Consider the following 17,604-nt stretch of genomic DNA (forward strand, 5'->3'; position numbering starts at 1 on the left):
GCCATTTTGTGCTTGTCAATACAAATTAAATGAATTGTTTTGATTTAGCATAACTGGGTAATTAAGAAGCATAGTATAAAACAGATAGGGGATGTTTCCTATGGAAGAACGAAAGAATATCGAAGTAAAGCGAGAAGAGAAGACAGACAATAGTCTTGTAGGGGCTACATTCATTAAGTATGCAGCCTATATCATCATTTTCTTCGGCTTACTATGGTTCTTGTTAAAGTATGTATTTCCAATGTTTGGTTAAGCTATGCAACATACACCCCACGGCAAATTAACTTATAACGAACGGCTTTGTACCAGGAGAGCGCTCCTGGTATTTTTCTGTTTTATAATCATTTCGTGAATACTATTTGTATTTCTCTTGCAAATAATTTATCATTGTAGTAACTAACGATTTTAATCTTACAGGAGGTGTGCACTTTGTTCTACCCCTCATTCGGGTGCGGAGCAAAGTAAACTTATTTGGAAATTGCCATACGATTGGCAGCATTTGCTGCCTTGATCGCCTTCACCGCATTTTTTGTCGCGAGTGAATTTGCAATAGTGAAAGTACGGACTTCGCGAATCAACCAACTCGTCGCAGAGGGTAACCGCAAGGCAGTCACCGCAAAGAAAGTCATCAATAACCTAGACGAATACTTATCGGCTTGTCAGCTAGGAATCACAATTACCGCTTTAGGTCTCGGTATGTTAGGAGAGCCAACGGTAAAATTGATACTGAAACCCATATTCGCTTCTTTAGAAATCGCGCCGAATATCGCGACAATCATTTCATTCATAGTCGCTTTTACAATTGTTACTTTTCTACATGTAGTTGTAGGTGAGCTGGCGCCTAAAACGATTGCAATTCAAAGAGCGGAGTCCATTACACTGAATTTTTCCAAACCACTTATCGTTTTTTATGTCCTCATGTATCCCATCATCAAAGGCATGAACGGTTCAGCTCGGTTAGTCATCCGGTTGTTCGGTTTTAAACCGATTAGTGATTCGGATGTTGCCCATTCCGAGGACGAATTACGTTTAATCCTGACGGATAGTTTAAAAGGCGGCGAAATCAATCAGTCTGAATATAGATTTGTAAACAAAATTTTCGAATTCGACGACCGTGTCGCGAAAGAGATTATGGTTCCCCGTACTGAAATGATGACCGTTGAAAAAGATATGACCCTTCGTGAAATGTTCGAAATGGCTGGTGTTGAACAATATACAAGATACCCTGTTACTGATGGAGACAAGGATCATGTGATTGGTTTGATCAACATGAAAAACCTTCTGACGGCATTCATCAAGGATCCAAAAGCAGGAAGTCAGCGGGTATATGAGCATATGCAACCGATCATCCGTGTAATCGAAACAATACCGATTGGTGACTTGTTGCTCAAAATCCAACGTGAGCGTATTCATATGGCTATTTTAATGGACGAATACGGAGGTACTTCAGGTCTCGTAACAATCGAAGATATTTTGGAAGAAATTGTTGGTGAAATCCAAGATGAGTTTGATACGGATGAGGTGCCTGAAGTCCAGATGATTAGCGAAGATCATTATATTTTGGATGCCAAGATGCTAATTGAAAATGTCAATGATGTTCTGGATATCGATATCGACGAAGAGGATATTGATACGATCGGCGGCTGGTTCATGTCTGAACGTTTCGAAGCCGTAGCCGGCGAAAAGATTATCGAACAAGGTTATGAATTCACGGTGAAAGACGTGGAAGGCCATCATATTCTTTACTTGGAAGCGATGAAATATCAAAAAGAAGAAAACGATGGAACAGCCAATCTACAAATGGAATCCTAAAAACAAAAACGACATTCCCCATTACTGGAGAATGTCGTTTTTGATGTTCTATCATTTACTGATTCATTTAGTCTTTTTTATATTCTACATGATACACGTCATGACGACGGTCTTTTAATTGTTTGACCGTGCCGTCCTGCCGCTGCCTACGTAAGATTTCAAGGTCAACGTCACCGATTAGCACTGTTTCTAGGTTTGCATTCGTTTCCCCGACAATCCCATCACGTGCAAATTCAAAATCAGATGGTGCAAAGATAGCTGACTGTGCATACTGGATATCCATGTTTTCAGTCTGTGGCAAGTTGCCGACTGTACCTGAAATAACTGTATAGATTTGATTCTCCACTGCCCGTGCCTGGGCGCAGTACCGTACGCGTAAATATCCTTGACGGTCTTCCGTACAGAATGGCGTGAAAATGATGTTCGCTCCCATATCCGTCGCAATGCGTGCAAGTTCAGGGAACTCAATGTCATAACAGATTTGAATCGCGATCTTGCCGCAATCTGTATCAAATACCCGTACAGAATCGCCTGCGCTGATGCCCCACCATTTTCGTTCATTTGGCGTAATATGGATTTTATATTGTTTCTCAATCGATCCGTCACGTCTGAATAAGTAGGCGATATTGTAGATTTCCTCATCCTCTTCTTCGACAAAATGGGAGCCACCGATGATGTTTACGTTATAGCGGACAGCCAAGTTCGTAAACAGTTCAATGTATTGTGGTGTGTATTCCGTCATTTTGCGGACAGCACGGCTAGGCGATGGTTCGTCCAGGAATGACATAAGCTGTGTAGTGAAAATCTCTGGGAAGACAACAAAATCAGAGCTCGCATCTGAAGCGACATCCACAAAGTACTCACATTGATGTGCCATTTCTTCGAAGGAAGAAATTTTCCGCATCAGATATTGCACGACACAAATTCTCACCGGATAACTTGTCTTAAAATGCCTTTTCGTCGTCGCTTTATAATCAATATTGTTCCATTCCATTAAGGTGGCATATTTTCTAGAAGCCTTATCATCAGGTAAATAATTCGGATTCACGCGCATCAGTGTAAAGTCGTTCAATATTTGGAAAGTCAACACAGGATCATAAATCTTATGCTTTGATACTGCAGCAACATATTCTCTTGCAGTCATTTCATGTGCATATACATGATAATTTGGAATTCTACCTCCGATGATAATCGACTTCAAGTTTAGTCTATGAGCGAGTTCCTTTCTCGCATCATATAGCCTCTGACCAACTTTCATACGGCGATACTCGGGATGTACCATCACTTCGATGCCGTATAAATTAAACCCTTCCGGATTGTGATTCGTAATATACCCTTCCGCCGAGATATCATCCCATGTATGGCGATCATCATACTCATCAAAGTTGACAATTAGACTGGAGCACGATCCGATAATCTCTCCATCCAGCTCAGCAACAAACTGGCCTTCTGGAAAAATCTTCAGATGGCTGAGTAATTGACTTTCTTCCCACGGCTCCATGCCCTGGAAACAAACCTTCTGCATTTGTAATATCTTATCAATATCGCTTCTTTCAAGCTGCCGTATGACCATACTCATCTCAAAAGAAGATAAATCATTAAATTCTTCACTCAAATCGTTCACCTCTTCTTTAATATAGGTACCCACTTTTTATTTTACAATATCATTTCGTCTAGAATATTTTACATGATTCCCCGCACACACTATAATCATAGATGAGTCTTTGAACTAGGAGTTGAAACAATGAACAAACGTTCAGAAAATGGATTGATCTTTATTTTTACGATTTCTCTCATTGCCACGCTGGGATCGCTGTATTTTTCAGAGGTCCGCGGGTATGAGCCGTGCACACTTTGCTGGTATCAACGAATACTTATGTATCCGTTAATTCTTATTTCCGGTATTGCTCTTTTCGAGAAAAATGCAAGGATTGCAATGACGACAGCAGTCTTTTCCGTTATCGGTGGATCCATTTCACTTTACCATTACGGTATTCAAAAACTCAGCTTTTTGCAGGAAAATGCACCAGCATGCGGTGCTGTTCCATGTACTGGACAGTATGTGAACTATTTAGGTTTCATCACAATCCCTTTCATGGCATTGATCGCATTCGTATTGATTTTCATTACAAGCCTATTTTTACTTAAATGGCAAAAGGAGTCCAGATGAATTGAAGAAATTATTATTAATTGGCGGAATTATTATCGTCATCTTTGGTCTAATCGTTTTTATGAACAAACAGGCCAATGAAACAAAGTTGCAGGATAGCCCATATGGAACGAAAGATGTGAAACAGTCCACGATCGACTTGATTGGGGATAAAAACTATCAGAACATCGTAATGCCTGACGAGTTATATGAAAAGATCTCATCCGGTGAAGAAGTCACTGCTTATTTCTTCTCTCCTGAATGTCAGTATTGCATGAAGATGACTCCAATCCTTATGCCGATAGCACAAGAGAATGACATTCATGTTTATCAATACAATATGTTGGAATTCAATAAAGAGTCGCAGCCTTATGGAATTACTAGCTGGCCGACGTTAGTCCACTATAAAGATGGAAAAGAAGTGACACGTTCAGTAGGTCTGCCAGAAAATCCTGAAGCAGATATTCAGGCGTTCTTCGATAAATACGATGAGGAATGAGGAAACCTATGACCTCTTTTAATTATAAGACACCGGATGAAGGATTGACCATTGAAGAGCTTCTTCGTACTCGTTGGCAGGCAGGCAAGAAAATGGTTCACCAGATGCGCATGGACAAAGCAGTCACTGACATCCATGGAGAACCTTTAGAATGGCGCACTCCGCAGCCAGTGGGCACGGAGCTTGTATTTCATTTTCCGGATGCCATTTCGACATATAAAGTCGATGATGACATCAACGTTTCAATCCTTTTCGAAGACGAACATCTCTTAGCTGCGGTGAAGCCTGCAGGCCTTGCAATCCATCCTGACGGAACAGATACCGGAGGGACGTTCATGAATGGCATCATAGCTCATGTAACTGCAAATGGCGACTCCTATGCAGAGCATATTCATCGGCTCGATAAAGGAACGGAAGGGATTGTCCTTGTAGCAAAACATCCAATTGCAAAAGCAATGTTTGACCGGATGATCGAAGAGCGTGAGATAACACGTGTCTACGAAGCTGAAGTCGACGGTCGGGTAAAGCGTGTCAAAGGGACACTTCAATATCCGATTGGACGCGACCGCCACCATCCGACTAGACGCAGGGTGTCTCCTGCTGGTCAAGATGCAATCACACGATTCCAGGTAATCGAAAGACGGGATACTTCAACCCTTGTAGAAGCCAGTTTGGAAACCGGTCGCACGCATCAGATCCGCGTTCATTTTTCTCACATAGGTCACCCGGTTAAAGGGGACGAGTTATATGGTGGGAGTGATACGGAAGATGGAGAATATCGCTTAACAGCAAAAAAAGTATCCTTCATGCATCCATTCACTTCTGAGCAGATTTCAATACAATTATCATAAAAAAAAGCCGGGGATTTCCCCGGCTTTTTCATTATGATAATTGACGGATTCCGTTTTCCAGTCGTAAATCTACTTCTTTCGCATCTTCAATATGTTCGAGGATCAAAGCATGCGCTTCACGGAAAAGAGTATTCGCTTCCATCAATTCTTGTTTCACAGCTTCCGATAACTTTTTCTGTTCTTCAATCATATCTTGAATTTGGGTAATATCCATTTTACTCTCTTCAACTGTTCCGAGTATACGCTCAATTTTGGATGCTGTTTCCAAACCAACGGAAATGCCTCTTTCTACAAGCGTTGCACTTTTTCTAGTTGCAGTAAGCGCCTGTTCAATCTCTTCGCGTAAGGAATTAGTCAAGGTCTGGATATTCGCTGTACTATTGGATGTACTTTCAGCTAATTTACGTACTTCTTGCGCCACTACCGCAAATCCTTTTCCAGAATCTCCTGCTCTAGCAGCTTCAATTGAAGCATTCAATGCTAGCAGATTTGTTTGATCTGCGATATCTTCAATAACACCGACGATGGATTGGATTTCAACTGACCGGTCACTTAAATTAGACATATTTCTTTCGGAAGCTTGAATCTGAGTCCCTAGCTCCTGGATCACATCAGCAGTCGTTTGAACTTCCTTCGTCCCTTCCGTCGCTTCATGTACCATACGGTGAGATTTTTCTTCCAATGAACGACCTTTTTCAAAAAGTTCACTAGATTTTTCAGATGTCTGCTCACTAAGTCCACCGACATTTTCAAATTTCTCTTCGATTTGGTTCACTGCATCTCCAAGCACATTATGTTGCGCATTCACTTTTTCGTGTTGATCGACAGCTGCCATCAATTCTTCACGTATATCTTGCAATCGCAATTGCTCTTGTTTCTCTTTTTCTGCAAAGCCTAACTTCAGTTCATCCATTTCAACTTGCATACTATTCCCTGTCACTTCTCGCTTCTTACTTCTGAACATGGTCATTCCCCCAATAATATATAAATCTAGTATACCATATAATTCCGGTTTTCATGAGTATAGACCCAGGGTAAATAGAACTATTTAATTCACATCAAACTTATTCGGATTTGTGCCCGTTCTCTCATCCCGATTCAACGAATCAATCTTCATCATATCTTGAATCGTTAGTTCGAAGTCATTTACATCAATATTCGATCGAATTCGTTCAGGTGTGACCGATTTGGGTATAACGACCAAACGATGTTGCACATGCCAGCGAATAATCACTTGTGCAGGTGATTTTCCGTATTTATGGCCAATCTCTATAAGCGTAGGATCATCCAGGAGAACGCCTCTTGCTAAAGGTGACCAGGAAGTCACGATAATGTCATGACGCTGACAAAACGTGCGCAACGCTTCTTGTGAGAGCAAAGGATGCAACTCTATCTGATTGACCATCGGTTTCACGTTAACCGTATTGAACAATTTGTTCAGGTGATGTTCATGATGGTTTGATACGCCAGTCGCTCTTATCAATTTTTCATCATACAGCCTCTCAATCGCACGGTAAGTATCGACGAATTTGTCTGCAACTGGCCAATGCGTGAGGTACAAGTCCAAATAATCTAATCCCAATTTCTCCAATGATACTTCAAAAGCCCTTAATGTCTCATCATAGCCCTGATCAGCATTCCATACTTTCGATGTGATGAAAAGTTCTTTTCGATCAATACCCGAGTGACGTATTGCCTCCCCGGTTTCTTTTTCGTTTTCATAAATAGCCGCCGTATCAATTGCCCTATAACCGACTTCAAGCGCATATCCAATAGCTTCGATTGTTTCCGCAGGTTCGGTCATTTTATATACACCTAGTCCAAGCTGGGGCATTTCTATGCCATTAGCCAATCTGATTACTCCTTCAAAATGTTCCATTCGACTCCACTCCTTAGAATTGATTATGTCTATATTGTACAGGCTATCAACTATTTTGCCTAATGGACGAAGATACAGACGTAAATGGAAAGTTAAAGAGAATGACACAATTTCATGGGACAGTCATTTCATTTATCTTTAGATTAGGGTATACTGTTAAAAGACCAATGATTTTACAGGAGGTACATCTGATGAAACTAATCCTTATCTTTGGCGTATGTTTCGCATTCCTATCTGCAATTCTTACAGGTGGATACGACGACAAGCCTGGTAAAGTAAAAAAACAAAGCGCACGATAAAAAAAGGACAGCCTCTTCACAGAGGCTGTCCCTTTTTTTATTGCAATGCCGGATAAGATTGTTGCCTTAATGCTTCATAGATGAGTATCGCAGCAGCGTTAGACAGGTTCAATGAGCGAATGTGTTCGTTCATCGGTATGCGCAAGCATGTCTCTTTGTTGGATTCAACTACATCATCAGGCAACCCCGTAGTCTCTTTTCCAAACACAAAGAAAACATCTTTGTTTAGATCCGAATAGTCGAAGGAAGAATAGGATTTCTCTCCGAACTTTGTAATGAAATAAAATTCCGCATTAGGAAATGCATCAAAAAAAGGCTGGATCCCTTCATGATATCTAATATCCACATGTTCCCAATAATCCAGTCCTGCCCGCTTTAACATTTTATCATCTGTTGAAAATCCGAGAGGCTTAATCAGATGAAGTTTTGTTCCTGTTCCTGCACATGTTCTTGCGATATTACCGGTATTTGCTGGTATGAGTGGTTCAAATAATGCAACATGTATAGCCATTTCAGCACTTCCTTTATTTAGTATCCAACACATTTTGCATCTCGTTTAGTACTTCCTCATCTACTTCATTTTGAATTGCATCTTTAATTGCTTCTATACCTGTACTGCAACCAATCTCTCCTAATGCCCACACAATCGTGCCTCTGATGACTGGTCTTGGATCCGTCACTAGCAATTCGATTAGCGCAGGAACTGCAGCTTCATCTTTAAAATGAGCGATTGCTAAAATCGCATTTCTTTGAATCGGGTTCTTACCTCTCCAAGAACCAGACATATGCCCATATGTCTCCTTAAATTGCCGGTTTGATAAGGTAAGCATAGGAACCAATAAAGGTTTTGCCAGTTCCCCTTCCGGCTTGAACGCTTCTTGATGTAGATTGTACATCCCTTTGTTTTTCGGACAGACTGTTTGACACGTATCACAGCCATACACACGGTTACCGATTTTCGCACGGAACTCTTCTGGAATCGGCTTTTTTGACTGCGTAAGGAAGGCTATGCATCTTTGTGCGTTCAGTTGGCCCCCTTGGATTAATGCACCCGTAGGACAAGCATCCATGCAAAGTGTGCAGTCTCCGCATTGGTCTTCCATCGGTGTATCCGGTTGAAATGGAATATTCGTTATCATTTCTCCTAAATAGACATAGGAACCAAATTCAGGTGTGATGATTGAACAGTTTTTGGCAGACCACCCTAACCCCGCACGTTCCGCTACAGCACGATCAGCTAACTCACCTGTATCTACCATAGAACGCATTTTTGCATCAGGAACCAATTTAGCAATATACGTCTCTAAAAGTTGAAGTTTTTCTCGCAGCACAATATGATAATCAGTTCCCCACGAAGCACGGCAGAAGATACCACGTCGCTCACCTTTCTTCCCTTTAGGTGAATCTTGCATTTTGGAAGGATAGGCAACTGCAATGGCTATAATGCTTTCAGCGCGATCCAATAACAAAGAAGGCTCAGTACGCTTCTCTATATCACTCTCTTCAAATCCCGATTGATAGCCCAATTCTTGTTGACGTCGCAAGCGGTTTTTTAATTCAAGAAAAGGGGCGGCAGACGTGAAGCCGATTTTATCAATCCCAATAGAAACCGCATATTCTCTTATCGATTGCTGAACCTGAGCGACCTTCATAACGAACCGCCTCCTTTATGATATGATGGGGAAAAATAGACTAAGGGTGAGACACTTGAAAATAGAAATAAGCAAAGACCTTTTTAAGAAGATTCCTCAATTAAAAATTGGCGTAAACCATTATACAGGTATTACCGTATCAGAATCTCCCCAAATGTTAAAAGGCAGACTTCAACTTTTTCAAGAGCAACTATATTTTGAACTGGATCAAAAACCACTTTCCGACTTTCCAGGAATTCAGGAGTGGCGAGAAACTTGGAAAACGCTTGGTGGCGATCCAACTACTTGCCCACCCTCTGTTGATAGACTGTACAGTAGGATTAAAGAACAAGACTACTTACAATCCATGCATACAGCGGTTGACTTGAATTCATTCTTTTCCCTTCAATATGAAATTCCAACAGGTATTTACGACTTGAATGACCTTGTTGGCAACATACAACTAACATTGGGTAAAGATGATGATCGATACGACGGTTTAAATGGACGAACAAATGAGTTAGATAATATTCTTATGCTGAGAGACGATTACAGTCCTTTTGGTAGCCCTTACGTAGATTCCATCCGCAGTGCTGTCACAGAAGAGACAACAGATGCCTTACAGATTATATTCCTCAAGCCCTCAATGGGTGTAGAAGAGGCGCAAAAGCTAACAGAAGCGAGCGGAAACATGTTCACCAGTATTAGTGGAGGTGAATCGGTGTCCTACGTTTTGTATAGTGACCAACCGATGATTGAATGGACGCGCTGACCCCCTTGAATATTAATGAAAAACGCTTCTTCCTTCAGACACAGGATAGGAGCGTTTTGCATTAACCCTATAAAACAACCGATAAACGCAAAAAATACAACCGAAGTTGTATTTTTTTAGTGGATACCCGAGGCCGGACTTGAACCGGCACGCCTCGCGGCATCGCATTTTGAGTGCGACGTGTCTGCCATTCCACCACTCGGGCATATTAGAAAGATACTTGCCATTTTATAAAATTTGGAGGCGGCAACCGGAATCGAACCGGTGATAAGGGTGTTGCAGACCCATGCCTTACCGCTTGGCTATGCCGCCGTGAGAAAAGTGGAGCGGAAGACGGGATTCGAACCCGCGACCCCGACCTTGGCAAGGTCGTATTCTACCACTGAACTACTTCCGCGAAACTGGGGTAGCTGGATTCGAACCAACGAATGACGGAGTCAAAGTCCGTTGCCTTACCGCTTGGCTATACCCCAAAAAGTAAATGGGGCGGACGAGGGGAATCGAACCCCCGAATGTCGGAACCACAATCCGATGCGTTAACCACTTCGCCACGACCGCCATGATACCTATATTTTTATGTTTGTTAACTAATTGGAATGGGGCGGACGAGGGGAATCGAACCCCCGAGTGTCGGAACCACAATCCGATGCGTTAACCACTTCGCCACGACCGCCGTAATATTAGATTAGAACAGTAATGGCAGGGGCAGTAGGAATCGAACCCACACCAAAGGTTTTGGAGACCTCTATTCTACCGTTAAACTATGCCCCTGTAAAAATGGTGGTGGGGGACGGATTCGAACCGCCGAACCCGGAGGGAGCGGATTTACAGTCCGCCGCGTTTAGCCACTTCGCTACCCCACCAACCTAATAAAGTGCATGGTGCCGGCGAAAGGACTTGAACCCTCAACCTACTGATTACAAGTCAGTTGCTCTACCAATTGAGCTACACCGGCAAAAAAATAATAATGGTGGCTCAGGACGGAATCGAACCGCCGACACAAGGATTTTCAGTCCTTTGCTCTACCGACTGAGCTACTGAGCCACAATAAAAATGGCGGTCCCGACCGGGATCGAACCGGCGATCTCCTGCGTGACAGGCAGGCATGTTAACCGCTACACCACGGGACCATTTGGTTGCGGGGGCAGGATTTGAACCTGCGACCTTCGGGTTATGAGCCCGACGAGCTACCACTGCTCCACCCCGCGATAATATTATTAACTAACTCATTATATCAAATACGCACATGGCGTAGAGGACACCTTACGCTTCGCTGTCGGTGTTACTTCGCATACGTTGCTATGCTCGTTGCTCCACCCCGCGATAATATTAGTAACTTATTTCATTTAGAATAAAATGGTGGAGGATGACGGGCTCGAACCGCCGACCCCCTGCTTGTAAGGCAGGTGCTCTCCCAGCTGAGCTAATCCTCCGGGATAAAATCGCGATAAGCTTCGCATTACTAAAATAAATGGTGACCCCTACGGGATTCGAACCCGTGTTACCGCCGTGAAAGGGCGGTGTCTTAACCGCTTGACCAAGGGGCCCAACTAAGATAAAACTGGCGGAGAGCAAGGGATTTGAACCCTTGAGACAGCGCAAACCGCCTACACGATTTCCAATCGTGCTCCTTCGGCCACTCGGACAGCTCTCCAATTGGCTCCGCAGGTAGGACTCGAACCTACGACCGATCGGTTAACAGCCGATTGCTCTACCACTGAGCTACTGCGGAATAATTTCAGGAAGACAATTTCACTTCCTATGTCATTCACATTGTGAATGCGAGCCCGGCGACGTCCTACTCTCACAGGGGGAATCCCCCTACTACCATTGGCGCTGAAGAGCTTAACTTCCGTGTTCGGTATGGGAACGGGTGTGACCTCTTCGCAATCGTCACCAGACTTTTTTCACAAGACAAGATTTATTATATCAAACCCAGCCTAAATTGCAAGCGTTTTTACAAAAATGTTTATTTTTGTTCGCTCAAAACCGGATAAAACAGACATTGTTGCTGAACTCATCACGTTCAACCGTGCGCTTTTTAACTTGTCCAGCTTCGACTCCCAGTCGCTCGAGTCATAAGTCATCCCGCTCCCGTGGCTATGCCACTCCTTGCAGGCTATCTTATGCTTGTCGCGCCTATACGGTCGTCTCCGCTTTTCTTTATAAGGTTAAGTCCTCGATCGATTAGTATCCGTCAGCTGCACGTGTCGCCACGCTTCCACCCCGGACCTATCTACCTCATCTTCTTTGAGGGATCTTACTTACTTGCGTAATGGGAAATCTCATCTTGAGGGGGGCTTCATGCTTAGATGCTTTCAGCATTTATCCCTTCCACACATAGCTACCCAGCGATGCCTTTGGCAAGACAACTGGTACACCAGCGGTGTGTCCATCCCGGTCCTCTCGTACTAAGGACAGCTCCTCTCAAATTTCCTGCGCCCGCGACGGATAGGGACCGAACTGTCTCACGACGTTCTGAACCCAGCTCGCGTACCGCTTTAATGGGCGAACAGCCCAACCCTTGGGACCGACTACAGCCCCAGGATGCGATGAGCCGACATCGAGGTGCCAAACCTCCCCGTCGATGTGGACTCTTGGGGGAGATAAGCCTGTTATCCCCGGGGTAGCTTTTATCCGTTGAGCGATGGCCCTTCCATGCGGAACCACCGGATCACTAAGCCCGTCTTTCGACCCTGCTCGACTTGTAGGTCTCGCAGTCAAGCTCCCTTATGCCTTTGCACTCTACGAATGATGTCCAACCATTCTGAGGGAACCTTTGGGCGCCTCCGTTACTCTTTAGGAGGCGACCGCCCCAGTCAAACTGTCCACCTGACACTGTCTCCTGCCCGGATCACGGGCAAGGGTTAGAAGTCCAATACAGCCAGGGTAGTATCCCACCATTGCCTCCTCCGAAGCTGGCGCTCCGGACTCAAAGGCTCCTACCTATCCTGTACAGGCTGCACCGGAATTCAATATCAGGCTACAGTAAAGCTCCACGGGGTCTTTCCGTCCTGTCGCGGGTAATGCGCATCTTCACGCATATTATAATTTCACCGAGTCTCTCGTTGAGACAGTGCCCAGATCGTTACGCCTTTCGTGCGGGTCGGAACTTACCCGACAAGGAATTTCGCTACCTTAGGACCGTTATAGTTACGGCCGCCGTTTACTGGGGCTTCAATTCGAAGCTTCGCTTGCGCTGACCTCTCCTCTTAACCTTCCAGCACCGGGCAGGCGTCAGCCCCTATACGTCACCTTACGGTTTTGCAGAGACCTGTGTTTTTGCTAAACAGTCGCCTGGGCCTATTCACTGCGGCTCTCTCGGGCTTTAACACCCTACCAGAGCACCCCTTCTCCCGAAGTTACGGGGTCATTTTGCCGAGTTCCTTAACGAGAGTTCTCTCGATCACCTTAGAATTCTCTTCTCGCCTACCTGTGTCGGTTTGCGGTACGGGCACCTCCCGCCTCGCTAGAGGCTTTTCTTGGCAGTGTGAAATCAGGGACTCCAGGGAATAATTCCCCTTGCTGTCACAGCTCAATGTTATAGGAACGGGATTTGCCTCGTTCCACACCTCACTGCTTAGACGCGCATGACCAACAGCGCGCTCACCCTATCCTTCTGCGTCCCCCCATTGCTCAAACGGCGGGGAGGTGGTACAGGAATATCAACCTGTTATCCATCGTCTACGCCTTTCGGCCTCGACTTAGGTCCCGACTGACCCTGAGCGGACGAGCCTTCCTCAGGAAACCTTAGGCATTCGGTGGAAGGGATTCTCACCCTTCTTTCGCTACTCATACCGGCATTCTCACTTCCAAGCGCTCCACCAGTCCTTACGGTCTAGCTTCGACGCCCTTGGAACGCTCTCCTACCACTGACACCATAGGTGTCAATCCGCAGTTTCGGTGATCCGTTTAGCCCCGGTACATTTTCGGCGCAACGCCATTCGACCAGTGAGCTATTACGCACTCTTTAAATGGTGGCTGCTTCTAAGCCAACATCCTGGTTGTCTGGACAGCGTCACATCCTTTTCCACTTAACGGATACTTGGGGACCTTAACTGGCGGTCTGGGCTGTTTCCCTCTCGACTACGGATCTTATCACCCGCAGTCTGACTCCCAAACATAAATCATCGGCATTCGGAGTTTGTCTGAATTCGGTAACCCGGGATGGGCCCCTAGTCCAAACAGTGCTCTACCTCCGAGATTCTAACGTTTGAGGCTAGCCCTAAAGCTATTTCGGAGAGAACCAGCTATCTCCAGGTTCGATTGGAATTTCACCGCTACCCACACCTCATCCCCGCACTTTTCAACGTACGTGGGTTCGGGCCTCCAGTAAGTGTTACCTTACCTTCACCCTGGACATGGGTAGATCACCTGGTTTCGGGTCTACGACCCCATACTCATTCGCCCTATTCAGACTCGCTTTCGCTGCGGCTCCGCATTCACTGCTTAACCTTGCATGGAATCGTAACTCGCCGGTTCATTCTACAAAAGGCACGCCATCACCCATTAACGGGCTCTGACAACTTGTAGGCACACGGTTTCAGGATCTATTTCACTCCCCTTCCGGGGTGCTTTTCACCTTTCCCTCACGGTACTGGTACACTATCGGTCACTAGAGAGTATTTAGCCTTGGGAGATGGTCCTCCCGGATTCCGACGGAATTTCACGTGTTCCGCCGTACTCAGGATCCACTCTGGAGGGGATGGACTTTCGACTACGGGGCTATTACCCGCTCTGGCGGACCTTTCCAGGTCGCTTCGTCTAATCCAGCCTTTTGTAACTCCGTATAGAGTGTCCTACAACCCCAGGAAGCAAGCTTCCTGGTTTGGGCTCTTCCCGTTTCGCTCGCCGCTACTAAGGGAATCGATTTTTCTTTCTCTTCCTCCGGGTACTTAGATGTTTCAGTTCTCCGGGTGTGCCTCGTTTACGCTATGTATTCACGTAAACGTACTGCCCCATTAAAGGCAGTGGGTTTCCCCATTCGGAAATCTTCGGATCAACGCTTACTTACAGCTCCCCGAAGCATATCGGTGTTAGTGCCGTCCTTCTTAGGCTTCTAGTGCCAAGGCATCCGCCGTGCGCCCTTTCTAACTTAACCTTTTCGGTTTTCAATCCGCTGTGACACGTCTCGAATTCCATAAGTGACCACTTCCGCATAGCGATATGCTTCCATGATCGTTAAAAAGACTTGCATTGTTCAATCACTAAGTGATTGACTCGGTTGATTACTTGATGTTTCAACATTTCAATGTCGTTTTATCCAGTTTTCAAGGAACAAAATATAACAAGAATAATGGTGGAGCCTAGCGGGATCGAACCGCTGACCTCCTGCGTGCAAGGCAGGCGCTCTCCCAGCTGAGCTAAGGCCCCGGGATATAATTTAAATGTGATGGTGGGCCTAAGTGGACTCGAACCACCGACCTCACGCTTATCAGGCGTGCGCTCTAACCAGCTGAGCTATAGGCCCATTGGGCATGATATGAAGATGTTTTATAAAGCAGTGTTTCCCGCTTTTCAACGAACCTTCAAAACTGAACGCAAAACGTCAACGTATGAACCCAAGGTTCATATTCCGTATGTCTAGCTACAAACACCTGCTCACGCGCCTACTTCAGTCCTTCAGACGAAATGCAAGCATTTCTATTCAGGCCTTCCAGTAGTCGGTTGAGCAAAGCGGTGTTTTCCGCTTTTCACATAATCCTTAGAAAGGAGGTGATCCAGCCGCACCTTCCGATACGGCTACCTTGTTACGACTTCACCCCAATCATCTGTCCCACCTTCGGCGGCTGGCTCCCGTAAGGGTTACCCCACCGACTTCGGGTGTTACAAACTCTCGTGGTGTGACGGGCGGTGTGTACAAGACCCGGGAACGTATTCACCGTGGCATGCTGATCCACGATTACTAGCGATTCCGGCTTCATGCAGGCGAGTTGCAGCCTGCAATCCGAACTGGGAACGGTTTTATGGGATTGGCTTGCCCTCGCGGGTTTGCAGCCCTTTGTACCGTCCATTGTAGCACGTGTGTAGCCCAGGTCATAAGGGGCATGATGATTTGACGTCATCCCCACCTTCCTCCGGTTTGTCACCGGCAGTCTCCTTAGAGTGCCCAACTAAATGATGGCAACTAAGAATAAGGGTTGCGCTCGTTGCGGGACTTAACCCAACATCTCACGACACGAGCTGACGACAACCATGCACCACCTGTCACCACTGTCCCCGAAGGGAAAGACATGTCTCCATGCCGGTCAGTGGGATGTCAAGACCTGGTAAGGTTCTTCGCGTTGCTTCGAATTAAACCACATGCTCCACCGCTTGTGCGGGTCCCCGTCAATTCCTTTGAGTTTCAGCCTTGCGGCCGTACTCCCCAGGCGGAGTGCTTAATGCGTTAGCTGCAGCACTAAGGGGCGGAAACCCCCTAACACTTAGCACTCATCGTTTACGGCGTGGACTACCAGGGTATCTAATCCTGTTTGCTCCCCACGCTTTCGCGCCTCAGCGTCAGTTACAGACCAGAAAGCCGCCTTCGCCACTGGTGTTCCTCCACATCTCTACGCATTTCACCGCTACACGTGGAATTCCGCTTTCCTCTTCTGTACTCAAGTCCTCCAGTTTCCAATGACCCTCCACGGTTGAGCCGTGGGCTTTCACATCAGACTTAAAGGACCGCCTGCGCGCGCTTTACGCCCAATAATTCCGGACAACGCTTGCCACCTACGTATTACCGCGGCTGCTGGCACGTAGTTAGCCGTGGCTTTCTGACGAGGTACCGTCAAGGTACGGGCAGTTACTCCCGTACTTGTTCTTCCCTCGCAACAGAGCTTTACGATCCGAAAACCTTCTTCGCTCACGCGGCATTGCTCCATCAGACTTTCGTCCATTGTGGAAGATTCCCTACTGCTGCCTCCCGTAGGAGTCTGGGCCGTGTCTCAGTCCCAGTGTGGCCGATCACCCTCTCAGGTCGGCTACGCATCGTTGCCTTGGTAGGCCATTACCCCACCAACTAGCTAATGCGCCGCGGGCCCATCCTGCAGTGACAGCCGAAACCGTCTTTCAGAGTTCCTTCATGCGAAGGAACTGATTATTCGGTATTAGCCCCGGTTTCCCGGAGTTATCCCCATCTGCAGGGCAGGTTGCCCACGTGTTACTCACCCGTCCGCCGCTGATATCAGGGAGCAAGCTCCCATCAATCCGCTCGACTTGCATGTATTAGGCATGCCGCCAGCGTTCGTCCTGAGCCAGGATCAAACTCTCCATAATATCTGGCGGCCGATGCGCGGCGGATTGCGTTGTCAATTTCGATCGTTCAGTCAGTCACGTACTGATGTACGCTCCTTCCCTCTCTCACTCATTTCCTAGCACTCCACCACACCTCGACCACCAGAAGAAAAGAGAAACTTGAATAGCTCTAGTTTCTTTGCTGGCATCAATTAAGATGTCAATTTTGAATCCGAAGATTCGTTTTGTTCATTCACCGGCAAGCCGGTTGCAGAACTTGTATTGTTGACGTTTTGCTGTTCAGTTTTCAAGGTTCGGTTCGCTTTTCTCAAAAGCAACTTCTCTAATTTAACATCGTTAGTTGCTGGAGTCAAGCGCTATTTTAAAGTTTAATTTCAGCTTGCTAAGCAGGAGCTCTTCAAGCGACGTCTACTATAATAGCATGGGTACATTTGAAGTGTCAACAAGAAAAATGAAAAGGACGATTAAATCGT

General features: G+C 45.8%; 11 protein-coding genes, 18 tRNA genes and 3 rRNA genes. 6 read left to right on the plus strand and 26 right to left on the minus strand.

Features of this window, described 5'->3' with window-relative positions:
- The first annotated feature begins 100 nt into the window (after window positions 1-100).
- The gene (locus tag QWT69_RS11815; RefSeq protein WP_317965925.1) at window positions 101-253 is read left to right on the plus strand and encodes a hypothetical protein; all 153 of its coding nucleotides are present in this window, start codon (window positions 101-103) and stop codon (window positions 251-253) included.
- A 218-nt stretch (window positions 254-471) separates the two neighbouring features.
- On the plus strand, window positions 472-1,812 hold the full coding sequence (locus QWT69_RS11820; protein WP_317965927.1) for a hemolysin family protein: 1,341 nt from the start codon (window positions 472-474) through the stop codon (window positions 1,810-1,812).
- A gap of 67 nt (window positions 1,813-1,879) precedes the next feature.
- Here QWT69_RS11820 and QWT69_RS11825 read toward each other — a convergent pair whose 3' ends face one another.
- Complete coding sequence (locus tag QWT69_RS11825; protein WP_317965929.1) at window positions 1,880-3,427, minus strand: GNAT family N-acetyltransferase; 1,548 nt, start codon at window positions 3,425-3,427, stop codon at window positions 1,880-1,882.
- A 129-nt stretch (window positions 3,428-3,556) separates the two neighbouring features.
- On the opposite strand from QWT69_RS11825, the gene QWT69_RS11830 reads away from it, so the two are divergent.
- Genes QWT69_RS11830 through QWT69_RS11840 form a run of 3 tightly spaced genes read left to right on the plus strand, consistent with a single transcriptional unit; the run spans window position 3,557 to window position 5,311 of the window.
- On the plus strand, window positions 3,557-3,982 hold the full coding sequence (locus tag QWT69_RS11830) for a disulfide oxidoreductase (protein ID WP_317965931.1): 426 nt from the start codon (window positions 3,557-3,559) through the stop codon (window positions 3,980-3,982).
- 1 nt (window position 3,983) lies between these two features.
- Complete coding sequence (locus tag QWT69_RS11835) at window positions 3,984-4,460, plus strand: thioredoxin family protein (protein ID WP_317965933.1); 477 nt, start codon at window positions 3,984-3,986, stop codon at window positions 4,458-4,460.
- An 8-nt stretch (window positions 4,461-4,468) separates the two neighbouring features.
- Window positions 4,469-5,311 (plus strand): RluA family pseudouridine synthase, encoded by an 843-nt coding sequence (locus tag QWT69_RS11840; RefSeq protein WP_317965935.1) that lies wholly within the window; start codon window positions 4,469-4,471, stop codon window positions 5,309-5,311.
- A gap of 31 nt (window positions 5,312-5,342) precedes the next feature.
- On the opposite strand, the gene QWT69_RS11845 is transcribed toward QWT69_RS11840, so the two are convergent.
- From QWT69_RS11845 to queG, 4 genes are all read right to left on the minus strand, one after another.
- Window positions 5,343-6,275, minus strand: coding sequence for a methyl-accepting chemotaxis protein (locus QWT69_RS11845; protein WP_317965937.1), 933 nt, complete (start codon window positions 6,273-6,275; stop codon window positions 5,343-5,345).
- An 84-nt stretch (window positions 6,276-6,359) separates the two neighbouring features.
- Window positions 6,360-7,190 (minus strand): aldo/keto reductase, encoded by an 831-nt coding sequence (locus tag QWT69_RS11850; RefSeq protein WP_317965939.1) that lies wholly within the window; start codon window positions 7,188-7,190, stop codon window positions 6,360-6,362.
- 336 nt (window positions 7,191-7,526) lie between these two features.
- Window positions 7,527-8,000, minus strand: coding sequence for a tRNA (uridine(34)/cytosine(34)/5-carboxymethylaminomethyluridine(34)-2'-O)-methyltransferase TrmL (gene trmL / locus QWT69_RS11855; protein WP_317965941.1), 474 nt, complete (start codon window positions 7,998-8,000; stop codon window positions 7,527-7,529).
- Window positions 8,001-8,013: 13 nt separating this feature from the next.
- The gene (queG, locus tag QWT69_RS11860; protein WP_317965943.1) at window positions 8,014-9,141 is read right to left on the minus strand and encodes a tRNA epoxyqueuosine(34) reductase QueG; all 1,128 of its coding nucleotides are present in this window, start codon (window positions 9,139-9,141) and stop codon (window positions 8,014-8,016) included.
- Window positions 9,142-9,196: 55 nt separating this feature from the next.
- On the opposite strand from queG, the gene QWT69_RS11865 reads away from it, so the two are divergent.
- Complete coding sequence (locus QWT69_RS11865) at window positions 9,197-9,892, plus strand: B3/B4 domain-containing protein (protein WP_317965945.1); 696 nt, start codon at window positions 9,197-9,199, stop codon at window positions 9,890-9,892.
- Window positions 9,893-10,016: 124 nt separating this feature from the next.
- Here the strand turns inward: QWT69_RS11865 and QWT69_RS11870 are convergent.
- The 21 genes from QWT69_RS11870 to QWT69_RS11970 form a co-directional block, all read right to left on the minus strand.
- Window positions 10,017-10,097: transfer RNA gene (locus tag QWT69_RS11870), tRNA-Leu, on the minus strand.
- A 33-nt stretch (window positions 10,098-10,130) separates the two neighbouring features.
- Window positions 10,131-10,204 (minus strand) — tRNA-Cys (locus QWT69_RS11875).
- A gap of 10 nt (window positions 10,205-10,214) precedes the next feature.
- Window positions 10,215-10,289: transfer RNA gene (locus tag QWT69_RS11880), tRNA-Gly, on the minus strand.
- A gap of 4 nt (window positions 10,290-10,293) precedes the next feature.
- Window positions 10,294-10,365: transfer RNA gene (locus QWT69_RS11885), tRNA-Gln, on the minus strand.
- Between the two features lie 9 nt (window positions 10,366-10,374).
- A tRNA-His gene (locus QWT69_RS11890) sits at window positions 10,375-10,450 on the minus strand.
- A 39-nt stretch (window positions 10,451-10,489) separates the two neighbouring features.
- Window positions 10,490-10,565 (minus strand) — tRNA-His (locus tag QWT69_RS11895).
- A 24-nt stretch (window positions 10,566-10,589) separates the two neighbouring features.
- Window positions 10,590-10,663, minus strand: a tRNA-Trp gene (locus QWT69_RS11900).
- Window positions 10,664-10,670: 7 nt separating this feature from the next.
- Window positions 10,671-10,755, minus strand: a tRNA-Tyr gene (locus tag QWT69_RS11905).
- Between the two features lie 16 nt (window positions 10,756-10,771).
- Window positions 10,772-10,847: transfer RNA gene (locus tag QWT69_RS11910), tRNA-Thr, on the minus strand.
- 13 nt (window positions 10,848-10,860) lie between these two features.
- Window positions 10,861-10,936: transfer RNA gene (locus QWT69_RS11915), tRNA-Phe, on the minus strand.
- A gap of 10 nt (window positions 10,937-10,946) precedes the next feature.
- Window positions 10,947-11,022, minus strand: a tRNA-Asp gene (locus QWT69_RS11920).
- 3 nt (window positions 11,023-11,025) lie between these two features.
- Window positions 11,026-11,100 (minus strand) — tRNA-Met (locus tag QWT69_RS11925).
- Window positions 11,101-11,249: 149 nt separating this feature from the next.
- Window positions 11,250-11,325 (minus strand) — tRNA-Val (locus QWT69_RS11930).
- Between the two features lie 39 nt (window positions 11,326-11,364).
- A tRNA-Glu gene (locus QWT69_RS11935) sits at window positions 11,365-11,439 on the minus strand.
- A gap of 15 nt (window positions 11,440-11,454) precedes the next feature.
- Window positions 11,455-11,546: transfer RNA gene (locus QWT69_RS11940), tRNA-Ser, on the minus strand.
- 3 nt (window positions 11,547-11,549) lie between these two features.
- Window positions 11,550-11,624 (minus strand) — tRNA-Asn (locus tag QWT69_RS11945).
- Window positions 11,625-11,677: 53 nt separating this feature from the next.
- Window positions 11,678-11,793 (minus strand): 5S ribosomal RNA (rrf, locus tag QWT69_RS11950).
- A gap of 266 nt (window positions 11,794-12,059) precedes the next feature.
- Window positions 12,060-14,993, minus strand: a 23S ribosomal RNA gene (locus tag QWT69_RS11955).
- Window positions 14,994-15,189: 196 nt separating this feature from the next.
- Window positions 15,190-15,265 (minus strand) — tRNA-Ala (locus tag QWT69_RS11960).
- A gap of 20 nt (window positions 15,266-15,285) precedes the next feature.
- A tRNA-Ile gene (locus tag QWT69_RS11965) sits at window positions 15,286-15,362 on the minus strand.
- Between the two features lie 238 nt (window positions 15,363-15,600).
- Window positions 15,601-17,152: ribosomal RNA gene (locus QWT69_RS11970) — 16S ribosomal RNA — on the minus strand.
- The 16S, 23S and 5S rRNA genes sit together here with 18 tRNA genes alongside, the layout of an rRNA operon.
- Window positions 17,153-17,604: the final 452 nt, after the last annotated feature.

Source organism: Sporosarcina oncorhynchi (assembly GCF_033304615.1).
Taxonomy (GTDB): domain Bacteria; phylum Bacillota; class Bacilli; order Bacillales_A; family Planococcaceae; genus Sporosarcina; species Sporosarcina oncorhynchi.